25 protein-coding genes and 1 rRNA gene are annotated in these 25,593 nt (G+C 63.8%); 16 read left to right on the forward strand and 10 right to left on the reverse strand.

Annotated features, from left to right (window positions below):
- Positions 1-45: 45 nt before the first annotated feature.
- The 4 genes from AC3WMU_RS18840 to AC3WMU_RS18855 are packed head-to-tail and all read left to right on the forward strand — an operon-like array spanning position 46 to position 4,357.
- Positions 46-903, forward strand: coding sequence for a transketolase (locus AC3WMU_RS18840; RefSeq protein WP_006227856.1), 858 nt, complete (start codon positions 46-48; stop codon positions 901-903).
- Entirely contained in the window at positions 904-1,902 is a 999-nt protein-coding gene (locus AC3WMU_RS18845; RefSeq protein ID WP_006227857.1) for a transketolase family protein, read from the forward strand. It abuts the gene before it with no gap.
- A 14-nt stretch (positions 1,903-1,916) separates the two neighbouring features.
- Positions 1,917-2,720 (forward strand): shikimate dehydrogenase family protein, encoded by an 804-nt coding sequence (locus AC3WMU_RS18850; RefSeq protein WP_006227858.1) that lies wholly within the window; start codon positions 1,917-1,919, stop codon positions 2,718-2,720.
- Between the two features lie 35 nt (positions 2,721-2,755).
- Positions 2,756-4,357, forward strand: coding sequence for a GMC family oxidoreductase (locus AC3WMU_RS18855; protein WP_006227859.1), 1,602 nt, complete (start codon positions 2,756-2,758; stop codon positions 4,355-4,357).
- A 197-nt stretch (positions 4,358-4,554) separates the two neighbouring features.
- On the opposite strand, the gene AC3WMU_RS18860 is transcribed toward AC3WMU_RS18855, so the two are convergent.
- The 5 genes from AC3WMU_RS18860 to AC3WMU_RS18880 are packed head-to-tail and all read right to left on the reverse strand — an operon-like array spanning position 4,555 to position 9,376.
- Positions 4,555-5,568, reverse strand: coding sequence for a proline racemase family protein (locus AC3WMU_RS18860; RefSeq protein ID WP_492282803.1), 1,014 nt, complete (start codon positions 5,566-5,568; stop codon positions 4,555-4,557).
- A gap of 53 nt (positions 5,569-5,621) precedes the next feature.
- Entirely contained in the window at positions 5,622-6,413 is a 792-nt protein-coding gene (locus AC3WMU_RS18865; RefSeq protein WP_006227861.1) for an ABC transporter permease, read from the reverse strand.
- The gene (locus AC3WMU_RS18870; protein WP_006227862.1) at positions 6,410-7,258 is read right to left on the reverse strand and encodes an ABC transporter permease; all 849 of its coding nucleotides are present in this window, start codon (positions 7,256-7,258) and stop codon (positions 6,410-6,412) included. Before AC3WMU_RS18870 ends, AC3WMU_RS18865 begins: the two co-directional genes overlap by 4 nt.
- Positions 7,255-8,307, reverse strand: coding sequence for an ABC transporter ATP-binding protein (locus AC3WMU_RS18875; protein WP_006227863.1), 1,053 nt, complete (start codon positions 8,305-8,307; stop codon positions 7,255-7,257). Before AC3WMU_RS18875 ends, AC3WMU_RS18870 begins: the two co-directional genes overlap by 4 nt.
- Positions 8,308-8,323: 16 nt before the next feature.
- Positions 8,324-9,376 (reverse strand): ABC transporter substrate-binding protein, encoded by a 1,053-nt coding sequence (locus AC3WMU_RS18880; RefSeq protein ID WP_035214238.1) that lies wholly within the window; start codon positions 9,374-9,376, stop codon positions 8,324-8,326.
- Between the two features lie 154 nt (positions 9,377-9,530).
- Between AC3WMU_RS18880 and AC3WMU_RS18885 the strand changes: the two genes are divergently transcribed.
- The 6 genes from AC3WMU_RS18885 (at position 9,531) to AC3WMU_RS18910 (ending at position 14,695) form a co-directional block, all read left to right on the forward strand.
- Positions 9,531-10,613, forward strand: a complete 1,083-nt coding sequence (locus AC3WMU_RS18885) for a GlxA family transcriptional regulator (RefSeq protein ID WP_006227865.1) — start codon at positions 9,531-9,533, stop codon at positions 10,611-10,613.
- 25 nt (positions 10,614-10,638) lie between these two features.
- Positions 10,639-11,349 (forward strand): glutathione S-transferase, encoded by a 711-nt coding sequence (locus tag AC3WMU_RS18890; RefSeq protein WP_006227866.1) that lies wholly within the window; start codon positions 10,639-10,641, stop codon positions 11,347-11,349.
- Between the two features lie 516 nt (positions 11,350-11,865).
- The gene (locus AC3WMU_RS18895) at positions 11,866-13,350 is read left to right on the forward strand and encodes a methyl-accepting chemotaxis protein (RefSeq protein WP_006227867.1); all 1,485 of its coding nucleotides are present in this window, start codon (positions 11,866-11,868) and stop codon (positions 13,348-13,350) included.
- Positions 13,351-13,460: 110 nt separating this feature from the next.
- On the forward strand, positions 13,461-13,685 hold the full coding sequence (locus AC3WMU_RS18900) for a DUF1653 domain-containing protein (protein WP_006227868.1): 225 nt from the start codon (positions 13,461-13,463) through the stop codon (positions 13,683-13,685).
- A gap of 5 nt (positions 13,686-13,690) precedes the next feature.
- Positions 13,691-14,308, forward strand: a complete 618-nt coding sequence (locus AC3WMU_RS18905) for a 3'-5' exonuclease (RefSeq protein WP_006227869.1) — start codon at positions 13,691-13,693, stop codon at positions 14,306-14,308.
- A gap of 27 nt (positions 14,309-14,335) precedes the next feature.
- A complete protein-coding gene (locus AC3WMU_RS18910; protein WP_006227870.1) occupies positions 14,336-14,695 on the forward strand; it encodes a nucleotide pyrophosphohydrolase in 360 nt (119 codons plus the stop codon).
- A gap of 3 nt (positions 14,696-14,698) precedes the next feature.
- Here the strand turns inward: AC3WMU_RS18910 and AC3WMU_RS18915 are convergent, their stop codons facing one another.
- Complete coding sequence (locus AC3WMU_RS18915; RefSeq protein ID WP_006227871.1) at positions 14,699-14,989, reverse strand: antibiotic biosynthesis monooxygenase family protein; 291 nt, start codon at positions 14,987-14,989, stop codon at positions 14,699-14,701.
- Positions 14,990-15,086: 97 nt separating this feature from the next.
- Between AC3WMU_RS18915 and AC3WMU_RS18920 the strand changes: the two genes are divergently transcribed.
- From AC3WMU_RS18920 to AC3WMU_RS18930, 3 genes are all read left to right on the forward strand, one after another.
- Complete coding sequence (locus AC3WMU_RS18920) at positions 15,087-15,482, forward strand: hypothetical protein (protein ID WP_035214240.1); 396 nt, start codon at positions 15,087-15,089, stop codon at positions 15,480-15,482.
- Positions 15,483-15,870: 388 nt separating this feature from the next.
- Positions 15,871-16,347: a hypothetical protein gene (locus tag AC3WMU_RS18925; protein WP_035214242.1), complete on the forward strand. Its 477-nt coding sequence runs from the start codon at positions 15,871-15,873 to the stop codon at positions 16,345-16,347.
- A gap of 44 nt (positions 16,348-16,391) precedes the next feature.
- A complete protein-coding gene (locus AC3WMU_RS18930) occupies positions 16,392-17,093 on the forward strand; it encodes a hypothetical protein (protein ID WP_035214243.1) in 702 nt (233 codons plus the stop codon).
- Between the two features lie 19 nt (positions 17,094-17,112).
- Here AC3WMU_RS18930 and AC3WMU_RS18935 read toward each other — a convergent pair whose 3' ends face one another.
- Positions 17,113-19,524, reverse strand: coding sequence for a DUF3772 domain-containing protein (locus tag AC3WMU_RS18935; protein ID WP_424624303.1), 2,412 nt, complete (start codon positions 19,522-19,524; stop codon positions 17,113-17,115).
- 225 nt (positions 19,525-19,749) lie between these two features.
- The gene (locus AC3WMU_RS18940) at positions 19,750-20,676 is read right to left on the reverse strand and encodes a LysR family transcriptional regulator (RefSeq protein ID WP_492282804.1); all 927 of its coding nucleotides are present in this window, start codon (positions 20,674-20,676) and stop codon (positions 19,750-19,752) included.
- A 249-nt stretch (positions 20,677-20,925) separates the two neighbouring features.
- Here AC3WMU_RS18940 and scpC point away from each other — a divergent pair, with 249 nt between their 5' ends.
- Positions 20,926-22,443: a succinyl-CoA:acetate CoA-transferase ScpC gene (gene scpC / locus AC3WMU_RS18945; protein WP_492282805.1), complete on the forward strand. Its 1,518-nt coding sequence runs from the start codon at positions 20,926-20,928 to the stop codon at positions 22,441-22,443.
- Between the two features lie 128 nt (positions 22,444-22,571).
- On the opposite strand, the gene AC3WMU_RS18950 is transcribed toward scpC, so the two are convergent.
- Positions 22,572-23,525, reverse strand: coding sequence for a LysR substrate-binding domain-containing protein (locus AC3WMU_RS18950; RefSeq protein WP_006227878.1), 954 nt, complete (start codon positions 23,523-23,525; stop codon positions 22,572-22,574).
- A gap of 125 nt (positions 23,526-23,650) precedes the next feature.
- On the opposite strand from AC3WMU_RS18950, the gene AC3WMU_RS18955 reads away from it, so the two are divergent.
- Entirely contained in the window at positions 23,651-23,974 is a 324-nt protein-coding gene (locus tag AC3WMU_RS18955) for a hypothetical protein (RefSeq protein WP_052017964.1), read from the forward strand.
- A 549-nt stretch (positions 23,975-24,523) separates the two neighbouring features.
- Here AC3WMU_RS18955 and AC3WMU_RS18960 read toward each other — a convergent pair.
- On the reverse strand, positions 24,524-24,769 hold the full coding sequence (locus AC3WMU_RS18960) for a hypothetical protein (protein ID WP_131224901.1): 246 nt from the start codon (positions 24,767-24,769) through the stop codon (positions 24,524-24,526).
- Between the two features lie 290 nt (positions 24,770-25,059).
- Here AC3WMU_RS18960 and AC3WMU_RS18965 point away from each other — a divergent pair.
- A 16S ribosomal RNA gene (locus AC3WMU_RS18965) occupies positions 25,060-25,593 on the forward strand; the annotation flags it as partial.

The raw sequence follows: 25,593 nt of genomic DNA on the forward strand, positions 1-25,593 counted from the left end.
TGGGTATATTATATATCATATATCCTAACGAAGAAAGGACGCGCCATGCGCCATCACCAGGAGGCCCCCACCGAGGGGGAAGTCAGGATGCTGCGGGAGAAAGCCCGCCATATCCGGCTGGAGACAATCAGACTCATCGAAATCGCGAAGGTCGGGCACTACAGCTCGGTCTTCTCGTGCGCGGAAATCTTCGCGTCGCTGTATTACGACGTGATGCGGCTGCGCCCGGGCGAGCCCCACTGGCCCGACCGCGACCGCTTCCTGATGGGCAAGGGCCATGCCGCCGTGGGGCTGTTCCCGGTGCTGGCCGACCACGGTTTCATCGACCGCGAATTGCTGGATGGCTATACCCGGTTGGGCAGCCCCCTGGGTGACCACCCCGACATGAGCAAAGTGCCGGGCGTGGATTTCAGCTCGGGCTCGATCGGGCATGCGCTGTCCAACGGCGTGGGGATGGCTGTGGGCGGGCGCATGAGCCAGCGCGATTTCAATGTCTTCGTGATGCTGGGCGACGGCGAAATGCAGGAAGGGCAGGTCTGGGAAGCGGCATTGTTCGCCGCGCATAACCGCTTGTCGCGCTTGATCGCCATCGTCGACCGCAACGGCTACCAGCTGGATGGGAAGGTGGACGACGTGATGGGCGTGGAGTCGCTTAAAGAGAAGTGGCTGGCGTTTGGCTGGGACGTTCATGAAGTCGATGGCCACAACCTGCTGGAATTGACGGCGCTGCTGCGCCGCCTGCGTGCGGACGACGCGCGCGCGAGGCCAGCGTGCGTGATTGCCAAGACCATCAAGGGCAAAGGCGTGTCCTACATGGAAACCGAGCCGGGTTGGCACCTGGGCTACCTGGCGCCGCAAGATGCGCAAAGCGCCGTCGACGAAATCCTCTCCCGCGAGATCTGAATGGCACAGGCACAAGTCCTCTCCCCCGACTCCTGGCAGTACCGCGCCCTGAATGCGGTGAACCCCGGGCTGTCCTATCTTTCCGATGCGCTGATCGAACTGGCGCAGGCCGGGCACCCGGTGGTGGCCGGCTCGGCCGACCTGCAATATTCCAACGGCCTGAACCGCTTTGCCCAGGCCTACCCGGACCGCTACGTGCAGTTCGGCATTTCCGAGCAGAACATGGTGTCGGCGGCGGCCGGCCTGGCCACCACCGGCATGATGCCGTTCGTGGCCACCTTCGCCTCGTTTCTGGGGCTGCTGTGCTGCGAACAGATCCGCATGGACGTGGCATACACCAAGCTGCCGGTCCGGCTGATCGGCCACCATACCGGGATCAGCCTGGGCTTTTACGGTACCTCGCATCACGCCACTGAAGACATCTCGACGATGCGCGCGCTGGCCGGCCTGACGGTCGTCTCGCCCGCGGACGGCCCGCAGCTGGCGTCCGCCATCAAGGCTTCGGTCGACTGGCCCGAACCCATCTACTTCCGCATCGGGCGGGGCCGCGATCCGCAGGTGTATGAAGACGGCGCGCCGTTCGAATTCGGCCGCGCGATCGTGCATTCGACGGGCAGGGACCTGAACATCATCGCTTGCGGGATCACGCTGCATGCCGCGTTGGCCGCGGCAGAACAGCTGCGCCAGGAAGGATTTTCGGTCGGCGTGATCGACATGCCGACCATCAAGCCGCTGGACCGCGACGCCGTGCTGGCCGCGGCGGGGCAGGCGCGCGTGATGATGACGGTGGAAGAACACAATGTGCTGGGCGGGCTGGGTTCGGCCGTGGCTGAAGTGCTGGCGGATGCCGGCACGGGCACCCGACTTCGCCGCCACGGCATCTATGATGAATACAGCCTGATCGCCCCGCCCACCACGCTGTACGCCCACTACAAGCTGGATGCTACCGGCATCGGCGAAGTGGCCCGCGAAGTGATCAAAACCTCAAATAAAGCCTGACCCCGGAGAACACGATGAAGGAAATCAGCGGAAACACGCGCCTGTTCGGCATCCTGGCCGACCCGATCCATCATGTGAAGACGCCCCAGCGCATGAACGAGCTGTTCGCCAAGATCGGGTTCGACGGCGTGTGCGTGCCGTTCCATGCGCGGCCCGACAATCTGGCCGCCGTGGTCGACGGCCTGCGGCGCCTGGAGAACCTGGGGGGCGTCATCATCACCATGCCGCACAAGACCGCCATCCTGGACCTGGTGGATGAGGTCACGCCGGTCGCTCGCAAGATCGGCGCGGCGAACGTGGTGCGCCGCGACGCGGACGGCCGTCTGGTGGCGCATATGCTGGACGGCGAAGGCTTCGTGCGTGGCCTGCTGACGGCGGGTGTGCCCGTGCAGGGGAAAAGCGCCTATCTGGCGGGCGCCGGCGGCGCAGCCAATGCCATCGGTTTTGCGCTGATCCAGGCGGGCGTGTCGCGGCTGACCATCGCCAATCGCACGCCGGCCAAGGCCGAAGACCTGAAGGCCCGCATCCTGTCGCTGCATCCGGACGCCAAGATCACGATCGGCACGCCCGACCCGGCCGGCCATGACCTGGTCGTCAACGGCACGTCGTTGGGCATGAAGGAAGGCGACGCCTTGCCGCTCGATACCAGCCGCCTGACGCCGGACCAATTGGTATGCGAAGTCATCATGCAGCCCAAGGACACGGCGCTGTTGCTGGCCGCCCAGGCCAAGGGCTGCAAGGTGCATTACGGCGCACCGATGCTGGCCTGCCAGATCGAGCTGATGGCCGAGATGCTGGGCGTGGTTCCCGCGAAATAGCATGCAGCCGATATCAGGACGGGGTAGATAAAAAGATGGGCGACTACGATTTCATTATTGCGGGCGGCGGCACGGCGGGTTGCATCCTGGCCAACCGGCTCACCGCCGACGGCAAGCATCGCGTCCTGATGCTGGAAGCCGGCTTCGAGGCCCGCAGCATGTGGATCTCGATCCCGGCGGGCTTTTCCAAGCTGCTGGTGAACCCGGACTACAACTGGCGCTTTGCGACCGAGCCCGAAGACAACGTCCATGGCCGCACCATTGCCGTGCCGCGCGGCAAGGGCGTGGGCGGATCCACCTTGATCAACGGAATGATATACGTGCGCGGACAGCCGCAGGACTACGACGGCTGGGAAGCCGCGGGTGCGACGGGTTGGGGACATGCGCAGGCTGAACGGCTGTTCCGCAAGATCGAGCATTACGAACCCGGCGGCGAAAGCCGGGGCAAGAACGGGCCGATGCATCTGGAGGAAGTCGCCGAACGCTTTCCGGTGTCCGACGCTTTCCTGCGCGCGGCGCAAGAGGATGGCCAGCCGCTGAATGCCGACTACAACAGTGGCAATCAGGAAGGCGTGGGCTACTACCAGGTGCTGCAGCATCGGGGACGGCGTTGGAGCGTGGTGGACGGCTATATGAAGCCCGCCGCCGGCCGCCAGAACCTGAAGGTGGAGTGCGGCGCGCATGTGACGCGGCTGGTGTTCGAGGGCAAGCGCTGCGTGGGCGTGACGTATCGCCAGAACGGCCAGGAGCACACCGTACGGGCGCGCCGCGAAACGGTGCTGTGCCTGGGGGCGGTGCAGTCGCCGCAGTTGCTGGAACTGTCCGGCGTGGGCGATCCGGCGCGGCTGCAATCCTTCAACATTCCGCTGGTGCATGCGCAGGCGCAGGTCGGTGAAAACTATATCGACCACTTCGCGACGCGCATGAATTGGCGCGTGAAGAATGCCGTGACCTTGAACGAAATGTCGCGCGGCTGGCGCCTGGCGCAACAGGTCGCACGCTACTACACCCGCCACACCGGTATCCTGACGCTAGGGACGGGACTCGTCCACGGCTTCGTCAAGAGCGCGCCTGACCTGCCGACGCCCGACGTGCAGTTCTTCTTCGTGCATGCCAGCTATGCCAACGCGGCCGAACGCATCCTGGACCGTCATCCGGGCATGACGATCGGCGTGGCGCAGCTGCGCCCGGAATCGGTGGGCAGCATCCACATCAAATCCGCCGATCCCTTGGCGGGCCCGTCGATCCGCCCGAACTTCCTGTCGGCGCAGATCGATCGCGACAGCCTCGTCGGCGGCATGAAAGTGGCGCGCCGTATCGTGGGACAACCGGCCATGCAACGGTTCATCGAGGCCGAAGTCAGCCCCGGCGCCGCCGTGGAAAGCGACGAGCAATGGCTGGACTTCGCGCGGCGCAACGGCCAGACGATCTATCACCCCATCGGCACCTGCCGCATGGGCTCGGACGCCGCCGCCGTGACCGACGTGCGCTTGCGCGTGAACGGCCTGACGGGGCTGCGCGTAGTGGACGCGTCGGTGATGCCGAAGATGGTCTCCGGCAACACGCAGGCCGCCGTCATGATGGTGGCCGAGCGCGGCGCCGAAATGATCCTGGAGGACGCCGCTCAGGCATCCTGAGCGATCGTAGGATTGGTGAAGCGCGAGAGTTCTTAAACAAGGACTCTCGCGTTCAGCGCGCGCAACCCATCAGACAGCGGTTGCGTTGTTGCTAAAGTTGCCAAGAAATCACCGCTGCTTGATGGGTTACGCGCGCTGGGCAGCAGCATTCTTGCCTAAGAACCCCCGCGCTTCACCCATCCTACGGCCTGCCGGGCTCAGCGGATCAAGAAGCCCGCGCCGACCGGGTCGTTGCGGTCGATCACCCAGCGCGCGGTGCCCAGGATGCTGGCGGTGCCCTTGACGGTGGGCCGGACGGCGCGCGTGCCGTTCAGGTCTACCTCGCCCAGCAGGCTGCCTTCAAACGTGCCGCTGCCCAGCAGGCCTTCGGATTTGATTGGCTGGTTCAGGCCCATCTTTCCACGCGCCTCGAACATGGCCATCATGGCGCTGGTGCCCGTGCCGCCGGGTGAACGGTCCAGCTGGCCGGCGCTGAACACGTGCACGTTCTTGTAGAACGCGCCTTCGATCGTCGGCTGATGCCAGAACGTGATGAAGTTCAGATTGTTGATGTGCGCTTCGGTCGGGTGCTGGATGCGATGGCGCGCGTTCAACTGGTCACGCACGATCAGGCCCATGCGCGACAGCTCGGTGCCGTTGTCCGGCGAGATCCGCAGGTCGCAACCCGACAGGTCCACAATGCCGAAGTAGTTGCCGCCCCAGACGATGTCGGCGGACAGCTTGCCGTAGCCTGGCAGTTCCACCGGAATGTCCTGCGCCGCCACGTAGGCCGGCACGTTCTCGAAGCGCGTCCACAGCACGTTGTCGCCTTCGGATGCCACTTCCGACACGACCAGGCCGGCCGTGGTTTCAAAGCGGATCTTGGTGATGCCGTCTTTGCCGCGCGCCACCAAGCCATTGGCCACCATCGCCATGCTGACCGCGATCGTGCCGTGGCCGCACATGTGGGAATACTCGGTGCCGTCGATGTAGATCAGGCCGGCGTCGAATTCGGGACTGGACGGCGGCGTGAGGAATACGCCGAACATGTCCTTGTGGCCGCGCGGTTCGCGCATCAGCGCTTGACGCAGCCAGTCGTAGTTCTGCTCCAGGAAAGCCCGCTTCTCCAGGATGGTGGATCCGGCGGGGTAGGGGATGCCGCTATGCACGATGCACAGGGGCTCGCCTTCGGTATGGGTATAGATGACATCGAACGCGTCTTGCTTGCGCATGACTGTGGCTCCAGACAAAAGTAGGATGAGGGGAAAACCCGGGAGTCGAGAAACTATTTGCCGCGTTCGGACAGCATGTCCAGCCCGACGGTCAAATCAAGAATGACGATGGCGATCACCGCAACCACGATCGTGGCGCCCGATACGGCTGCGATGGTCGGATCTATCGTGTACTGCACGTAGTTGAAAAGCTTCACGGGGATGGTGTTCAGGTCCGCCGTGGTGTTGAAGATGGAAAGCTCCACGTTGATCCATGACGAGATGAACGCGAAGATGGAACCGGTCACGATGCCCGGCCGGATCTGCGGCAGCACCACCAGGAAGAACGTGGTCCAGGGGTTGGCGCCCAGGTCCGCGGAAGCCTCTTCCAGCGCGCGCTGCTCCGGCGTCAGCAGGGTCAGTGTTGAACGCAGCACGAACGGCGCGATGATGACGATGTGCCCGATCAACAGCGACAGGAAGCTGCGCGTCAGGCCGAAATACGCGCCGTACTGCAGCAGCGCCGCGCCCAACACGATGTGCGGCAGCACCAGCGGCGACATCAGCACCGACGTCAGCGCCGCCTTGCCCGGGAATTCGTAGCGCGCCACCGCCAGCGCAGCGGGCACGGTCAGCACGACGGCGGCAACGGTCGCCGCCAGCGCCAGCACCGTGCTGGTGGTGAACGCGGCGACGTAGCCGGCTTCCACCAGCAAGGTGCGGTACCACTCCAGCGTCCAGCCCTGGGGCGGGAACGCCAGGTACGGCGTGGCCGTGAACGACGAGCCCAGGATCACCACCAGCGGCAGGGCCAGGTAGGCCAGCACGGCCAGCGCGATCAGGCGGATCAGATTGCGGGCGATCATCGCGCGGCTCCAGGCAGGGTGGCGGCGCGGTTCGCCAGCGCAACCAGGATCAGGGTGAAAACCAGCAGCACCATGCTCAGCGCGCCGCCGTAGTGGAAATCGAAGACCGAGCTGTATTGCTGGAAGATCAGCATGGACAAGACCGAGATCCGTCCGCCGGACAGCAACGCAGGTGTCACATACGCGCTGACCGCCAATGTGAAGACGATGATGGCCCCCGACACCACGCCAGGCAGCGTCAGCGGCCAGGTGATGTGGAAGAACGTCGCCGCCGGGCTCGCGCCCAGGTCTGCGGACGCCTGCTCGCAGGCCGGATCTACCCGGGCCAGCGCATTGCCCACCGCCAACACGACGAAAGGCAGCAGCACGTAGACCATGCCGATCAGGATGCCCAGTTCGGTGCCGATGAAGCGCACCGGACGGTCGGCCGCGCCGACGCCAACCAGCGCCTGGTTGACCAGGCCGTTACGGCCCAGCAGCACCATCCAGCCGAACGCGCGCACGATGTTGCTGGTGAACAGCGGCACCACCAACAGGATCACGCAGAAGCGACGCCAGGCCTGCCAGCGCACTACGCGCACCAGGTACCACGCCAGCGGGTAGCCCAGGATCACGCATACGACGGTGGTGAAGAAGGCCAGTCGGAAGGTCACCAGGATCACATCCCAGTGATATTGGTCGGCCAGCACGCGCAGGTACTGTTGCAAGGTCAGCGTCACGCCGTCTGGGCCACCCGTGATGCTGGCCAACGCCACCACCGCCAACGGCGCCAGGAAGAAGGCCGCAAAGAACAGCACGGGGGCCGCCAGCAGCAGGCAGGGCGAGAGCCAGGCGCGCCGGTTCATGGCTGTTCACCGATCAGGTGCAGGTGCTCCGGCGCGAAGGCCAGGTGCACCGTCGTGCCCGGCCGCAGCTCGGCAGGCGCAATGCCGCCATGGCGCGCCACCACCGACTGGCCGCCGATGTCCACGTGGATCATGCTGTGGCTGCCCACATTAATGACGTCCGTGACCGCGCCGGTCAGCGTGTGCGCGGACGCTTCGGCGCTCAGCCGCAAGTCTTCGGGCCGCAGCACCGCTACGCCGCGCGCGGGCGCCGGCTTGCCGCCCAGCGGCACGCGCAGGCCCTGGGCCTCCAGCTGCAGCGTGCCGCCTTCTGTCGCGGTGTAGGCCATGAAGTTCGCGTCGCCGATGAACTCCGCTACGAAGCGCGTGGCAGGCTGGCGATAGATGTCCGTGCCTGCGCCCACCTGTTCGATGCGCCCCGCATGCATGACGACGACCCGGTCGGCCATGGTCATCGCTTCTTCCTGATCGTGGGTGACGAAGATGAAGGCGATGCCCAGCTTGCCTTGCAGGTGCTTAAGCTCCAGCTGCATGCGCTTGCGCAGCTTCAGGTCCAGCGCGGACAACGGTTCGTCCAGCAACAACAACTTGGGCTGGTTGACGATGGCGCGCGCCAACGCCACCCGTTGCTGCTGGCCGCCGGACATCTCGCGGGGGTAGCGCGGACCAAAGTCCGCCAGCCCCACCATGTCCAGCGCCGCGCGGGCACGCTCGGCGGCCTCGGCCTTTGATGCGCCCTGGCGCCGCGGGCCATAGGCCACGTTCTCCAGCACGGTCATGTGCGGGAACAGCGCGTAGTTCTGGAACACCGTGTTGAGCGGACGATGGTGCGCGGCCAGCCGGCTGATGTCCTGGCCGTCGATCAGGATGCGGCCCGATTCGGGCTTCAGGAAGCCGGCGATCGAGCGCAGCAAGGTGGTCTTGCCGCAGCCGCTGGGCCCCAGCAGGGCGACGAATTCCCCCTGCTGGATGTCCAGGTCGATGTGGTCCAGCGCCTGGTAGGCGCCAAAGCGCATCGACACGCCTTCGATGGTGAGCAAAGCGGACATGATTGATCCCTGGACCCTAGCGCTTGCGGGCAACCTGGCGGTTCCACGCGTCGGTGACTTCGGCGCGGCGGCTGTTGATGAGGTTCCAGTCGAACAGGCTCAGGTTCTTCACCGAGCCCTCGGCGCCCCACGGCAGCTTGCGGGCCACGTCCTTGGGCACCTGCACGTCCTTGACGGCCGGCCCCAAGTACAGGCGCGTGGCCAGGCAAGCCGCGGCGTCTGGCGTCAACGCGGTATCGATGAACTTCTTGGCGGCCGCCGCATTGGGCGCGCCCTTGACAAGATGCAGGCGGGCGTCCGTGGCCCATGCGCCTTCCTTGGGCACGGCGAAGCCGATAGGCAGGCCTTTGTCGATCAAGTCCCACGCGCCCACGTTGAAGTGCGCGCCGATGATGGCCTCGCCGCTTTGATAGGCGTTGCTGGCCGCGCCCGAGCTGTCGAAGAACAAGGCGGTGTCCAGGGTGGCCAGCTTGGCGTACAGGGGCGCCAGGTTGGACGGGTCGATGGCCCAGACGCGCGCCAGGAAGAAAATGAACGGCACGCCGGACGAATTCGCGGGCGAGGGCACGGCGACGGCGCCGGCATACTCGGGCTTCCACAGGTCCTTCCAGCTGGTCGGCGCCTGCGGCACTTCCTTGGTGTTGTAGGTGATGCCCAGCGAGTAATAGCCCGTGCTGACGGCATAGGCCGCATCGCCGTTGCGGTATACGCCCTGGTCGATGACGTTCTTCAGGTTGGGGATGGCCGCGGGGTCCAGCGTGTCCAGCACGCCGGCCTGGGCGGCCAGTTCGCTGATGCCGCCGTCCATCCAGGCCACGTCGATCGTAGGCGCGTTCTTCTGCTGCTGCAGCTTGGCCAGCGTGGTGGTGGATGTGCCGACTTCCGGCACGACCGTCACGCCGGTGGCCTTGGTGTAGGGATCGGCGACGCAGGCGCGGAACGCGTCGCCCCAGTTGCCGCCGTACCAGGCGACGGTGATCTTCTGCTGTTGCGCCATCGCCTGCGTGGCCAGCAATAGCCCGGCGCCCAGCAAAGCGGCGCGGACTGCGCTGCGGGTAGGTGTTGCCATGTCGGATTCCCCTTGTCGATTTATCGGCTTGTCGCGGGTGTCGCGGGAGCAGGGTGCTCCAGGACGGAGCCGTGACGTTGCCATACCTGCATCTTGGGCGATCCCCGGGAAAACGAGCTTGAAGGCGCGGGACAAAAACTTGAATAATTGCGTCATGACTGACGTCGAAATCACCGCCTCCGCCACTTCCCCCTATGAGGACGCCGCACAAGGCCTGCCCCCGGGGAAACCCGCACTGACCATCGGTATCGTGCTGATGGACCAGTTCACGCTGGCTGCCTTCGCTGGTTTGGTGGACGTGCTGCGCCTGGCCGGCGACCACGGCGGACGCAGCCGGCAGATCCATACGGCATGGCGCGTCATGAGTTGGGACGGCAAGCCGCGCTGCTCCAGCGCCGGCTTGACCATCGACGTGGCCGACAGCCTGCCCGACGACCCCGCCCAGTTCGATTACGTGGCCGTGTGCGGGGGCAACGACTACATCAACGGCCGCATGCCCGAGCCGCTGCGCGACTGGCTACGCCTGGCGGCGGCGCTGCGGGTGCGTTTGCTGGGCATCTGCACCGGTACCTTCGCGCTGGCGCAAGCCGACGTGATCGGGCCCCGCACGGTATGCGTGCATTGGAATGTGCTGGATGCGTTTCGCGAGCGTTTTCCGCAGACCCGCGCGGTGGTGGACCGCCTGTTCGTGGACGAGGGCGACCTGATCTCTTGCGCGGGGTCCACCGCGGCGATCGACCTCGGCCTGTATCTGGTGGCCCGCCATTGCGGGCGCGACAAGGCCCAGCAGGCGATGCGGCACATGATGCTGCAAGGCGTGCGCCCAGGCCGGGTGCCGCAGGCGCATTTCCGCACCGACCTGTCCGGCATCCAGGACCTGCGCGTGCGCCAGGCTGCGCACTTCATCGAGCAGCGCATCGACAACCCCCCGCCGCTGGACGCCATCGCGCGCTACGTCGGGGTCGGGCGGCGGCAGTTGGAGCGCGCGTTCCGCCTTGCTACGGGCATGTCGCCCATGGCGTTCCAGCGGCAACTTCGGCTGGAGTATGGAAGCTGGTTGTTGCTCAATAATCCTTGCAGCATCACGCAGATTGCGTTGGACTGCGGTTTTGCGGACGGCGCGCACTTCTCGCGCGACTTCCGGGCGCACTTCGGATTATCCCCGCGCCAGTATCAACAGGCCCGAGGCCAGCAGGCTATCGGGCAAGAGGGCGGTGTCAGCGTATTTCCTGCCTAGCCTTCGCTTACCCCAAGGAGACGGCATGACGTATGACCTCTGGTATTGGGACGGTATTCCTGGACGTGGCGAATTCGTGCGCCTGGCGCTGGAAGCGGGGGGCATCCCCTATCGCGAATGCGCGCGCGAACCCGGTGCCTCGGAAAATTCGCTGATCGAAGACATGCAGTCGCCGCGCAAGCATCCGCCTTTCGCGCCACCTTATCTGGTAGCCGGCAACATGACGCTGGGGCAGACCGCCAACATCCTGTTGTTCCTGGGAGAAAAGCACGGGCTGGCGCCGGAATCGTTGGAAGGACGCCTTTGGGTGAACCAGCTGCAGTTGACCATCGCCGATATGGTGACCGAGGCGCACGATACGCATCACCCCATTTCCGCCAACTATTATTACGAAGACCAGAAAGAAGAGGCTGCGCGCCGGGCGCGGGGTTTCCGGGAAGAACGCATACCGAAATTCCTGGGGTATTTCGAACGCGTGCTCGCCGGGCCGACGGCCTGGCTGGCCGGCGGCAAGCGCTGGACCTACGTCGACCTGTCGTTGTTCCATCTGGTTGACGGTCTGCTTTACGCGTTCCCGAAACGCATGGCGACCGTGGCATCGGATTATCCGAACGTGATGGCCTTGCACGCGCGCGTGGCGTCGCTGCCCGCGTTGCAGCCCTATTTCGATAGCGGCAGGCGTCTGCCTTTTGGCGAGTGCATTTTCCGCCAGTATCGCGAACTGGACGCCGCCTGACGACCGAGTCATCGGCTGCTGCGGGGATGAGTTAACGGCCGCGCCCGCGATTTCCGAGCGGCGCTGATGCCACCCGCATTTCCATCTGCTTATTAATAAAGGGGTCATCGACCGCCCCTTTAATAAACGATGCGCGTCAATCAGCCTAAAAATAGATAGCGGATTGGTATTAACCCTGAACTGCGCAATAAGCATAGGCTGATTGCGCAGTTGAAACGTCGCTGAATGATTATCCGATGCGATGTCGAGCTGCAATTTTTTTCTGTAAAGCAATCGGTAATAGGTTGAGAAGCGATCATTTTTAGGATTAAATATTTTCGACTGGATACATTCTCGATTTTTTAATTTTGATCCAGGCCTGCCGTTACCGCAGTGGCGACGGACTTCCAGGTAGCAAGTGCATGCGGCGCGGCTGCACTGACTGAGTTTGGGACGCGCCAAGCAGTTCTGATTCAGAGATTCCGCTTGTCGACCGTTGTCAGAAACTTCGTCCCATCCTTGGCAGGAGAAGCCACCATGCAATGGATCACCCTAAGTCGCCTGTTCCGCGGCGAACGCGGCATGCAGAAGGCGGATTTGTATGGCCAGATCTCGGCTATCCATAAAGCGCAGGCCGTTATCGAATTTGATCTGGAAGGCCACATCCTGATGGCCAATCAGAATTTCCTGGACACCATGGGTTATTCCCTGGATGAGATCCTGGGACAGCACCACCGCATGTTCATCGATCCGGATGAGCGCGAATCTGCCGAGTATCTGGCTTTTTGGGAAAAGCTCGGGCAGGGCGCTTATGACGCGGGCCGTTACCGCCGCGTTCGTCGCGATGGCCGGGACGTCTGGCTGCAAGCGTCCTATAACCCCATATTCGATAAGCGTGGCCGCCCGCTTAAAGTCGTCAAGTACGCCACTGATATCACCGATCAGCAGCAGCGCCAGGCGGACACTGAAGGCCAGTTGGCGGCGATCTCCAAGGTGCAGGCGATTATCGAGTTCGAATTGGACGGAACGATCATCCGCGCCAATGACTTGTTCCTGAATGCCGTGGGCTATCACGCCTCTGAGGTGGAAGGTCGGCATCACAGCATGTTCGTGCGGCCCGAAGAGGCGCGCTCGGCCGCCTACCAGGAATTCTGGCGCAAGCTGCGCAGCGGCGAACATGACACGGGCCAGTACCTGCGCATCGGCAAGGGCGGGCGCCAGGTGTGGATCGAAGCCAGCTATAACCCGATCCTCGACGCGGAAGGCCGGCCTTTCAAGGTCGTGAAATACGCCACCGACATCACCAAGCGCTTCACCGCCGCGCAGACCCTGCGGGTGGCCGTGCAGGGCTTGACGGAAAACGCCGAGCGCGCCAGCCAGGCCAACGCCCTGGCGCTGGACGCCAGCAAGGTCGCCGAGCAGGGCGGCAAGACGGTGAAGGGCGTGGTGCAGACGATGGGGGCCATCACCGATAGCTCGCGGCGCATTTCCGAGATCATCGGCGTGATGGACGGCATTGCCTTCCAGACGAACATCCTGGCGCTGAACGCCGCCGTGGAAGCCGCCCGCGCCGGCACGCACGGCAAGGGTTTCGCGGTGGTCGCGGCCGAAGTCCGCAGTCTGGCGCAAAACAGCGCCGCCGCTGCGAAAGAGATCAAGGGATTGATCACGACCTCCGTCGAGCAGATAGAAAGTGGCGCCGGTCAGGTGCAGTCGGCCGGCACCACGATGGAAGACATCGTGGCCTCATCGCGCCGCGTCACTGAAATCATGGCGGAAGTGGTGAACGTGTCGTTGGCGCAATCGGCCAAACTGGCGGATGTCACCGAAGACATCACGCAGATGACGTCAGAAGCCGCCCAGACCTTGCGGGCTACCCAGGAAGCCGCGGATGCGCAGGCTGCGCGCAAAGACCATCGGGCTGTCGGGGTGGTCAAGCCCGTGACGGCGGCCGTGCGGGCCAGGCAGGCGGCCAATACGCCGCTGCCGCCCAAGCCGGTGCTGGAGTACGTGCGCTACTGACGTCGCGCGGCCAGGGGCCCGCGCGAGTGCGCTATAAAGACGGTATTGTCTGAATCCCAGGCCTGGGCCGGATCGCTTCCGCCCGGGCCGCATTATTTGCGGCACCGTCCATGACCGAATCCGAAGCCCTCGCCCTTGCATCGCACCGCCACTACAAGGGCGGTCTCTACCTGTATGTGGGCACCGCCCGCCATTCCGAGACCGAAGAGTCCATGGTGGTGTACGAACACCTGTGGCCGCACGCGCGCGGCCTGTGGGTGCGGCCCGCCACGCTGTTCTTTGGCCAATTGGCCGATGGTTCGCCGCGCTTCGCGCCGTTGCATCCGACGGAGTAAATACGGTGACGTTCTTCAACCGGCGGCCTCGCGCCAGCGGCGCGACGTCTCGCACGACCGTCAACCGCGCGCAAGCCTCGGCTGCGCTGGATTCGGCCTTGCAGGCGCTACGCGGCCCGTTCATCGTGGCCGACTTGGAAACCACCGGCCTGTCCACCGCCACGTGCGAAATCCTGGAGTTCGCGGCTGTCCGGGTCGAAGCGTCCGGCATGCTGGCCCGCGAATATACACAAGTGGTTCGCACGAGGTCGCCCGTGCCGTCTTTCATCACGCGGCTGACCGGCATTACCCAGGCGGAAATCGACCGCCATGGCGTGCCGGTGGTGCAGGCGTTTTCGTCCTTCCTGGAATTCGTGGAGGACTTGCCGGTATTTTTCCACAATGCGTCGTTCGACCGGCGCTTTCTGGGCGCAGCGGCTGACCAGACCGGCCTGCCGTTTGCGAATCCCACGCATTGCACGCTGGCGCTGGCGCGGCGCGCCTGGCCGGAACTGCCGTCGCACAAGCTAGAGATCCTGGCGCGTCATGTGGGCGCCTCGGACCCCACTCACCGCGCGTTGGCCGACGTGCGCACGACGGTGGCCGTCGCGCTGGCAGCCAGTTCACGCCTGGCCGCGGCCTGACGCAGCGCCTGCTATCTGGAAAATTCGATGTCCGACCTGGAACAGATCAAACTCGCGGTGCGGGCCTTTACGGCAGAAAGAGCGTGGGAGCCCTTTCATTCGCCCAAGAACCTGGCCATGGCGCTGTCCGGCGAGGCCGGCGAGCTGGTGTCCCTGTTCCAGTGGCTGACCGAGGCCGAATCGCGCAATATGGCGCCGGAACGCCTGGTGGACGCTGCCGATGAAATTGCGGACGTGCAGATGTATCTGGTGGCGCTGGCGGATCAGTTGGGCATCGACATCGCTGACGCCGTGGCGCGCAAGATGGTCAAGAACGCGCAGAAATATCCGGCGGACCGTTTTGCCGGCAGCGCCCGCAAGTACGACGATCCGCCTGAAGAGAGCTGACGGTCAGATCACTTTCTGTTCGTGATGGACCTGGGGCGGTTCGACGAAGAAGCCTGCCACCAGCTTGCGCCATTCCTGGAAGTCGGGCGATTCCCGAAAATCCACCATGTGGTTCTCGACGGTTTCCCAGTCGACGACCAGCGTATAGCGCTGCGGCTGTTCAATGCTGCGGTACAACTCCATCCCATGGCATCCACGGGCGCGCAGAAATAGCGGCTTGGCCTGCGTGACGCCTGCCTCGAACAGCGCTTCCTGTCCTTCACGGACATGAATGCTGGCAATCTCCTGGATCATGACGGTGTCTCCAAATAATTGGGGCCGGGTGAGGCCCGGTCGGCCGGAGTAGTATGGCTGAAAATTCCAATTCCATCCTGTCCGATTTCCTCGAGCCGTGACCTTGACTCGTCTCATTGCCGTTCGCCTGTTGTGGTACGCAGGCATTGCCGTTATCGCCGTTATGGCGCTGGCGCTCAACACGCAGTTCAGTGTGGTGGTACTGCTGTCGGCCATCGCCATCTACATTCCCTTGTCGGTCCTGTGCTTGCCGCTGATGGCATGGCTGTGCTGGAGCCGCGGTTTGCCTGCTCCGGTCAAGGGCCTGGCTCCCGTGTGGCCTGCGTGGCTGGCCGGCGGTTTAGGCATCGTGCTGCTGGCCAGCTACCACGTGCTGGCGGACCTGGATCTGGCGGAGTGCGGCTTCCTGCTGGTTCTCGTCGCGGGCGATCTCTGGCTGCTCCGCCGGGAAGCCGCACAGTTCTTCAACCTGGTGCCTGCTCGTTCTGGCTGACAGTAAGCCTAAAGGCCATCAACGGCTTGCCTACCGGCGTGCGCGCTAGGCACCTTGTCCGAGCCCAAGACGCGTCGCCCCATCCTTAAAGTTGAGCCCCCCTGCGTCGCGCAGGGTTCCCCTGTCTTTTTCATCGTCCATACGCATGGCGTGGCGGTCGCGCGCTCGTCTGTTCCGCTTGCCGATTGACAGACAGGCCTCGTCCACAAAGACCCGGTCGCCCGTTTAACCGATATCGACATGCCTAGGACGGAGCAATCATTCCGTACCAATACATAAGTCCCACGCCACTCGTCTATGTGCGGGCACGGGGGAGGGACGTAGCGGTCCGCGCCGGTCGGCCACCGGCACCTGTGCATCCGCATGAAGCGGATCAGGAGGAGCTCAAATGAAAAAGCTCGCAGCAGTCGCAGCCATGACCTTGTTTGCCGCATCGGCCTATGCCAGTGGGCCGGGCATGCCTTCCGTGTCGATCACCGGCCATGCCGGCACGATCAATGGCACGGCGTCATCCGTCTCCACCGGCAGTTCGGTGGTGGCCACGCAAGTCAATGGCTACGGGTCTTCCAGCCAGACGTCGTTTGGCGAAACGGGCGGCGTCGCGCAAGTGGGCGGCACGTTCAACCGGGACGGCACGCAAGTGGTCACCAGCACGCGCCAGTACGCCACCAGCGAGTCGTACGGCAACGTGACGGGCAACGCGCCCATCATGGTGGGCGACAGCATCGCCAATGGCGGGGCGTCGTTCGGCAAGACTGATACTGCCGCGTCGGCGACGGGGACTTTCGTTGCCGGCAACATCGGCGCGTTTGGGTCGATCGGCGGTGTGGGCGGGGTGGGCCACATCTCTGGCTTCAATCACTGACCCAATTATCCGGACGGCTTCGGCCGTCCGGTCGAGGGGACATCATGAAAACCATAGTGCTTGCAATTTCCCTGTCGCTGGCGGCGTGCACGGCCGCGGCGCAGACCAGTAACTCCAGTTCCACGACTTCCGCGTCATCGGGGGCGACCAATGCCGGCAACAACCAGGGCATCACGCTGAATTCCAATAACAGCGGTTCCAGCACCGTAAAGACGGTTCCGCCGGTGGGGGGCCAAAGCTTCTATGGTTCGTTCTCGTCGGACAGCTGCATGGTGTCGGCAGGCGGCGGCGGCTCGGTGGTGGGCTTCGGCATGAACGTCGCCATACCGATCGAAGACCAGAAATGCAGCCTGCGGCGCAACTTCGAGCGCACGATGCAGGCGGCCGCCTCCACCAAGGACGCGGATCGCTCGCGCCGGCTGGAAACCGCGGCCATCGACATCTTGTGCCAGACCGACGACCGCACCAAGGCGGCGTTGGTGGCGCAAGGGCTCTGCACCAATCCGGCGCTGACGACGGCCGATCATCGTTTCGATACGACTGCGGTTGCGCAGTCCTCGCCCACGACGGCCACCGTCGCGGTGCCGCCCGCGCCGATGCAAGGCCAGACCCCGACGCCCGCGCCGGCGCCGGCAGTGCAGGGGTACCCGGTGCAAGCCGTTCAAACTACCGCGCTGGCATCGCCGCCCTTGCGCAACCCGCGGCTTGAGCGGCAGCAGTTCGCCGACCTGTACTCGCCCGGCTGACGCCTCGGGGGAAGCCGGTTCAGGGGGTAGAAGCGGGCGGCAGGATGGCGGCGGGCGCAGCCACCGCCGCCGGCTGCGGCGCCGAAGCCAGCAGCATGGTGGGGGGCGAAGACACTTCCAGGCCGGCGTCGTTCAGACGCTTGAGCACGGTGAACAGCATGGCGCTGCGCACGCCGTAAGACGCGCGCGGCGACGAGACATAACCCTTGGCATTGAAGATCAGGTTGCCGCCTTCGATGCCGTCCAAAAACACGTTGGGCGCGGGCGTGTCCAGCACGTCCTCATGGTCGGCAAAGGCCTGCAGGATCAGTTCGCGCACTTGCTCGGCGTCCGTCGACAGCGGCAGGGGCAGCTTGATCTGCACCAGCCCCAAGGGGTTCGATCGGGTCACGTTGCGCACCGTCTTGGTCACGAACTCCGAGTTCGGGACAATCACCGTGGACCGGTCGCCCATCTGGATCTCAGTGGCGCGGACATTGATGCGCAGGATGTCGCCCTCGACGCCGCCCAGCGATACCCAGTCACCCACCTTGACCGGGCGTTCCGCCAGCAGGATCAGGCCCGACACGAAGTTCTGCACCACCGCTTGCAAACCGAAACCGATACCCACCGACAGCGCACTGGCGATCCACGCCACGCGCTCCAGGCCGATGCCGGCCGCCGATAACGACAACGCGACCGCCAGCACGAAGCCGGCGTATCCGAACAAGGTGGCGGCCGACAGCTGCATGCCCGGATCGAGTTCCGTGGTCGGCAGGTAGCGGTTCGCCAACCAGCGCTTGAGCATCTTCACGCTCAGCAGCGACAGGCCCAGCACCAACAGCGCTTGCAGCACCGCGCCGGGACGGATCTGCGCCTCACCGATAGCCAGGCCCTTGCGCAGTTGATCGAAGCGCTGAAGCAGGTCGGCCGGCCCTTCGCCGAAGGGCGCCAGCAGCAGGATCACCGCCAGCAACCCGACGGCCACGCGGCCCACGCCGGACAGCAGCACGGCGGCCTGGTCGCGCAGGCTGGGGCCGTCGTTCTCGCCTTCGCGATGCGACGTGCCCAGCAGCGTGCTGAAGCCGTCCTCGATCAGCGTCGACACCAGGTAGGCGGAAGCCAGCACGATCAGCGTCCACAGCACCTGCTTGGTCAGGAAGGCGCCGAATGCCACATACCCCGCCAACAGGCTGGCCAGGCCCAGGACCAGCACGGCCCACACCGTGCCCAGCACCAGCGAAACCCAGAAGGGCGCCGGCGCGTCGTTTTCCTGGATGCTCAGGCGGCGCAGCCTGCGGCAGATGGCCAGCACGATGGCCATCGTGGTCATGATGATCACGGCGACGATGCCGGTCAGCGTGATGGTTGTCGTCAGGCTGGCGTTCAGCAATACCGGCAGGCGCTCGGCCAGCCAGATCATCACGACCAGCGTGCCCAGCAGATTGGGCAGCCAGTTCAGGCGCGTCGCCACGGCATCGCTGATGGGCGGCAGGCGCCAGGACGGGCGGTGCGTCGACAACAGCGCGTTGCCCAGACCCGAGACATAGCCACCGAAACAGACGGTCGCCACCAGCGTGGCCAGCAGCGCCCCGGTGTTGTCGGACAGCTGCGAATTCCAATCCAGGCCGGCATGGATCAATAGCGCGATCACCCCAGGCGTGGCCACCGATAGCGTCAACTGCGCCACGGCCAGGAACGAGCGCCGCAGCCGGCCGGGAGGCACCCGGGTTGCGGTCAGGCGCAGGAACATCCGGCCGATCCAGATGCGCAGCGCGATCGTCAGCGCCGCCGCGGCAACCAGCAGCAGCCATCCCCATTTCGGTGTCTGGCCGATCGCAGTGGAAAGGTCGTCGCCCAAGGCTTCAAGGCGTTCCAGGTCGCGGGGGAATTCCTCGTGGAACTCCACCCAGAACTGTTTGGACAGGAACGAATTGCGCCGCTCTCCCAGGCGCGCCTGGAACTGTGTGCGGCGCTGCGCCGAAATCTGTTCCGCCGTCTGGGCGGCATCTACCGACAGCAGGCGGGCCAGCTTGATCTGCGCATCCAGCGCGCGGCTGCTCTTTTCCAGCTGCATGCGCTGGGCCGCCACGTCCGGGGCTTCTTTGGCGCCTTCGGGCGGCGTGCCCAGCTCGCTTAACCGCGCGGTCAGGCTGGTCAACTGCGGGGCAAGCGCCTCGCTGGCCGCGTCGGCCTTGGACTGGATGTCCAGCGCGTCGCTGCGCTGTTTGACGAGCGTGGCGTCGTCGGTCTCGTCGGCGACGCGTTTGCGGATGTCGTCAATCTGCTTGCGGGCGGCCGCCAGCAGCGTTTCGGTTTCCGCAGGATTGGCAGGCGGCGCCGCGAAGGCGGGCATTACACAGAGCGCCAACAACAACGCCGCGACAAGCGCGGCGAGATGGGCGGTTAAGCGCCGGGGGAGTAGGAGCGGGAAGGTGCGGATCGGGTTCATATTCTTGTGCGAGACACTCGCGTCGAGGCGGCAGCATAACAAGCCGCGGACCACTCCGTTGCAACAAAAACTAGTGCTGCGTCCCCTATTTTCCAACTGAAATTCGAAGGCGCCTCCCGTCGGCGCCCAGGGGGCGGAAACAGGGCCGCATCGGATGCGCGCAATGCGCGGGCAGCCAGATGCGCCCCGGCACGAAATCCACGTTTACCACGCCAACGTTTGGAATCAACTCGGACGCGCCAGCACGCCTCGGGGGAGGGATTTTTTGGGCTTGCCCAGCACGGCGTCGCACACGTCCAACCAGGCGCGCGCGGCAAAGGACAGATAGCTGGATTGCAGCCAGATGTGGCCCACCTCCCATTGCATGCCGGACTTGGCCAATTTCGCCGTACTGAGTCCCCGCGTTTTCATGCGTTGCATCAGCGGCTCGGGCAGCAGCGCAACGCCCAGCCCGGCAGAGGCCATCGCAACCAGAAAGTCCCAATGCGCGCTCTGCGCGGCAATGCTGGGCTGAAAGCCCGCATCCGCAAAAGCCTGGCGCAGGCGCCGGGTGACGGCGAAGTCGTCGGTGGGGATCAGTAGCCGCGCGTCGCGCAGGGCGCTCAAGGGCAGGGACGTTTTGCCGGCCCATGGGGCGTCCGGCGGGCCGATGACCCAGATGGGATAGCTGCCGAACAACTGGGCGGCAAGTCCGCCGTCGGGCGCGACAGGCAGGATGGTGGCGCCCACCTCCAGCTCACCGCTGGCGACCAGGCCTTCGACGGCCTGGCCCGTGCCCTCGCGCAAGGTCAGGTGGATGCCGGGGTGAAGCTCTCGGAAGCGCTTGACCACCGGCGTGAACAGCAGGTTGATCATCGGCGGGATGCCGACCTCCAGCGCGCCGCGGTCCAGATCGGCGGTCTGGCGTAGTTCTTCCGACAGTTGCCGCATCGTTTCCAGCACCTGCAGGCCGCGCTGGTACATGACCCGCCCGGTATCCGTCGGCCGCGCGGTGTGGCCGTCGCGGATCAGCAGCGGCGTGCCGGCTTCTTCTTCCAACTGCCGAATCATCTTGCTCACCGTCGATTGCGTGACGAACAGGGCTTTGGCCGCCTGCGTGAAGCTGGCATGCCTGACCGTTTCGACGAAATAGCGCAACGCACGCACGTCCATGGCTTGGAAACTCCCTAGGCGCGTTGTGCGCAAAAACGTCAAATGATGAAAAAAACGACTGATTTGAATGATTTTAAGTCATTACGAGATTTAAGCAGGCCTTCCTATACTGCCGAAAATTCATCCCGGTGCAGGCCTTGGGCCCGTGCCGCGATATCGGGAAACGCCGCGAAAGACGGCGCCCGGGCGCTGAATGGCGGCCTCGCCGCGCCCGGCCGCAAGCCGTTGGCCTTTAAATTTGGAGACACCATGCATCTCGACCGTATCCGCCACCCTGGGCTGCGCGCCAAGATCACATCCGCCGATCAGGCGGCATTGCTGGTTGAAGACGGCATGACCGTCGGAATGAGCGGTTTCACGCGCGCCGGGGACTGTAAGTCCGTGCCGGCGGCGCTGGCTGCACGCGCCGAGCGCGAGCCGTTGTCGATCACGCTGATCACCGGCGCGTCGCTGGGCCACGATACCGACAAGATGCTGGCCCAGGCCAATGCGCTGTCGCGCCGCATGCCGTTCCAGGTCGACACCACCCTGCGCCGCAAGATCAATCAAGGCGAAATCGCCTTCATCGACCAGCATTTGTCCGAAACGGTCGAACAGCTGCGCGCCGGCCATATCGGGCCGATCAACGTCGCCATCATCGAAGCCGCCGCGATTACGGAATCGGGCGCCATCGTGCCGACGATGTCGGTCGGAAACTCGGCCTCGTTCGCGCAGCAGGCCGACAAGATCATCATCGAATTGAACGTGGGCGTGCCCGCCGCCATTGAAGGCCTGCACGACATCTATGTGCCCGCGGACCGCCCGGCGCGTCAGCCGATCGGCCTGGTGTCGGTGGACCAGCGCATCGGCCAGCCCTTCATTGAAGTGGACCCGGCCAAGATCGCCGCCATCGTCATCACGCACGAGCCCGACAGCCCCTCCAACGCCTTGCCGCCGGACGACGACACCAACGCCATCGCCGGCCATATCAATACGTTCCTGCGCGGAGAGGTGGACGCGGGCCGCCTGACCAACGCGTTGCTGCCGCTGCAGGCTGGTATCGGCACCATCGCCAACGCCGTGCTGCACGGCTTCGAGTCGTCGGACTTCGATAATCTGACGATGTACTCCGAAGTGCTGCAGGACAGCGCCATCGATCTGCTGGACCAGGGCAAACTCGCCTTCGCGTCGGCCTCGTCCATCACGGTGTCCAAACCCGTGTACGACAAGATCCTGGCCAATATCGACCACTATCGCGAACGCATCGTGCTGCGTCCGCAAGAAATCAGCAACGCGCCCGAGATCGTCCGCCGCCTGGGCATCATTGGAATCAACACGGCGCTGGAATTCGACATCTACGGCAACGTGAACTCCACGCATGTGGGCGGCACGCACATGATGAACGGCATCGGCGGCTCGGGTGACTTCGCGCGCAACGCCCATCTGGCGATCTTCGTGTCGAAATCGATGGCCAAGAACGGCGACATCTCCAGCGTGGTCCCGATGGTGTCCCACGTGGACCACACCGAACACGATGTGGATGTGCTCGTGACCGAGTGCGGCCTGGCGGACTTGCGCGGCCTGGCGCCGCGCGAACGCGCCCGCGCCATCATCCAGAACTGCGTACATCCTTCCTACCGCGACGCCCTGCAGGACTATTTCGACCGCGCCTGCCAACGCGGCGGGCAGACGCCCCATCTGCTGGAAGAGGCGTTCTCGTGGCACCAACGCTTCAATGAAACGGATTCGATGCAGCCGGCGAAGTCGCCCGCGCGCAAGGCGGCCTGAGGGCACGCAACGTTGACTGCCGCCGTCGCGGCGTCCGCCAGGCTATTCGAGCGAAGCGAATCCTGGCCTGCGGGGAGTGCTCCCGCCGGGCGCCGTGTTTGGGTAGGGGTAAAGGAGCGAAAGCTGTTTTACCTTTTTTTTCGCGTTGAGTTCGCGGGCAAGGCGTCAGGTTCCGCAGGCGTAGTGACGAGCGCGCAGCGCGACAGCTCCAGCTCGTCGCGCAGCCATTGCTTTAACGCCACCAATGGCGCCCACTCCCGCAGGCTCGGCGGATAGACCAGGTGGTAGGTCTGCGCCTGTTCATATTGCACGCTCATAGGCGATATCTGCACCAGGCGCCCGGCGCAGAGGGCGTCGGCCGCCAGCAGTTCGCGGCCCAACGTAATGCCCAAGCCTTGTTCAGCCGCTTGCAACATCATCCCCGCATCGTTGAACGTGGCCACGGGCATCACCGGCGTGCGCAGGCCCGCGGCATTGAACCAGTGCTGCCACATTTCGCGTTCGCCCAGCAGCGGTTGGCGGGCCAGGGTCTCCGGGGAATTGTCTTCCAGCTTTGCCGCTGTTTCCGGCGACGCCAGCGCAATCAGTGGCAACGGCATATCGAACAAGGGCTCGGATTCCACGCCCGCCCAGGGGCCGCGGCCGAACCGCAGCGCGGCATGAAAGCCGTCGCGCACCAGGTCCACCACTTGTTGGGAGGTCTCGATCTCCAGCGACAGTCCCGGATTCCGCACACGCCACCGCGCCATGCGGGGCAGCAGCCAGCGCTGCGCAAACGAGGGCAGTACCGACACGCGCAACCGTTGTTCGCTGCCGGTGGCAGCGGCAGCCGCCGCCATCACGCCTTCGTCCAGCACCGCTAGCGCGCTCTGCACGCTGCATAGCAGCGCAGCGCCCGCGCTATTCAAAACGATCCCGCGCCCGCTGCGTTCAAACAGCGGAAAGCCCAGTTGTTCCTCCAGTCCCTTGATCTGCTGGCTGACCGCGCTATGCGTCAGATGCAGCCGGTCGGCAGCGGCGCGCAGGTTCTGCAACTCGGCGACGGCACGGAAGGCGGGCAGGGTGTTCAGGGGTAAACGCATAGGAAAATTCGCAGAAGGCCAATATTTGGTTAGCTTAGCTGACCAATACACGGAAAACAATTCGATTTTCACCCGCTTCCTGGGCGACTACGCTTACCAAAACGTCGAAATTCCAGGAGTCCATCATGTCTGCCCACACTTGCACCTCACCGTCACCGTCGTTTCGGCCGCTACGGCAGCCCCCGCAACCGGCACTGCCGCCGACCTCGACCGTCAGAAGCGCACCAACGGAAGGTGCGGCTGTCGACGGCGCATCGCCGCGCGGCTGGCTCGGCAAGCTCTGGGCCGCCTATTGCAGACGGCGTGAAGCGTCCCGGCTACGCAACCTGGCCGTCGACATGGACCCGCACATCCTCCAAGACGTGGGCGCGCCGAGCTGGCTCATCAACGAAACCTCCCTGCAACGCGACCTGGCACGCTTGAAGCACACGGACTACATGCGTTGGTAGCTTCCTTCGCGACGCGAAGGGCATCGAGCGGGCGCCGGTTCTCCCTGGGTTGGGGGCCGGCGCTTCGACTTTGGTAAACCGGTGTTGATGACGCCTCTATATATAGAGAGAGGAGGGCGTCGGAAGGGGGTAGCCTCTCTCTCTATATATAGAGCGCTTTCAGATTTCCCCGCCATGAGTGTCGAAATTGGGGAAGGTTTTGCTTCCGTGGCATGACAGCCCAAAACTTGTGCTATAGTCTCGCTCCTTCGCAGTTCAGACGTTTTTTGAACCGCGAAGCCAAGCAAGCACAACAGGCGAAACCGGGGTAACCCAGCCAAGCCTGCCGCGAAGAGTTCAGAAATGAGCGCCAGCGGTTATTGCAAGGATTGCAGCAAATCAGGCAAAAGCCAGTTGCGTAATCTGCAAGAATCGTGCTATAGTCTTGGGCTTGGCTGGTGATGTTGATTTCGGGTTTACCCGAATCTCTCGCTAGCCACCTGAGCAGTAACCAACCCCAGGAATCTGGGCTGTCCGCGAAAGCGGCGGGGTTGCAAGATAGGATGCAAGTCAGGCAAAAGCCGGTTGCATAATCTGCAAAAGTTGTGTTATAGTTTCAGGCTTGGCAGTTGCCGAAAACTTAGGGTTAACCCGAATGGGTGCTTCTGATGTTTCGATAGCTGCTAAAGAGAGCGGATCCGAAGGGGTCGCAAGCAAGAAAGCGGTGGCGCGAAAGCGAACGAAGCTGACTTGACAAGCGATAAAAACTCCTTCATAATCTCGCCTCTCTGCTGCTGAAAACAGCAAGCGACGCAAGGCGAAAGCCGCAGCGAAGTAAGCGAGTTCAGCAGGTAGCAGTAAGAATTTAGCAGTACCGCTCTTTAACAATTAAACAACCGATAAGTGTGGGCGCTTGATGCGATGCACTGTGATTAGGTTAGGCGTTAAACCCTAATCTCTTCACAAGCACAATGAAATCAAGTGCTCACTAGAAGTGAAGTACCTTAGACGTCAAGTTTAAGAACATACCTCACTTCCTTTGAGTAGCGACGTATGACCTGGTTCGGATTTATTCGGACCAAGAATACGAAACAAATACAGAGATTAAACTGAAGAGTTTGATCCTGGCTCAGATTGAACGCTAGCGGGATGCCTTACACATGCAAGTCGAACGGCAGCACGGACTTCGGTCTGGTGGCGAGTGGCGAACGGGTGAGTAATGTATCGGAACGTGCCTAGTAGCGGGGGATAACTACGCGAAAGCGTAGCTAATACCGCATACGCCCTACGGGGGAAAGCAGGGGATCGCAAGACCTTGCACTATTAGAGCGGCCGATATCGGATTAGCTAGTTGGTGGGGTAACGGCTCACCAAGGCGACGATCCGTAGCTGGTTTGAGAGGACGACCAGCCACACTGGGACTGAGACACGGCCCAGACTCCTACGGGAGGCAGCAGTGGGGAATTTTGGACAATGGGGGAAACCCTGATCCAGCCATCCCGCGTGTGCGATGAAGGCCTTCGGGTTGTAAAGCACTTTTGGCAGGAAAGAAACGTCATGGGTTAATACCCCGTGAAACTGACGGTACCTGCAGAATAAGCACCGGCTAACTACGTGCCAGCAGCCGCGGTAATACGTAG

The sequence above is a fragment of the Achromobacter sp. FW305-C-13 genome (assembly GCF_058783475.1).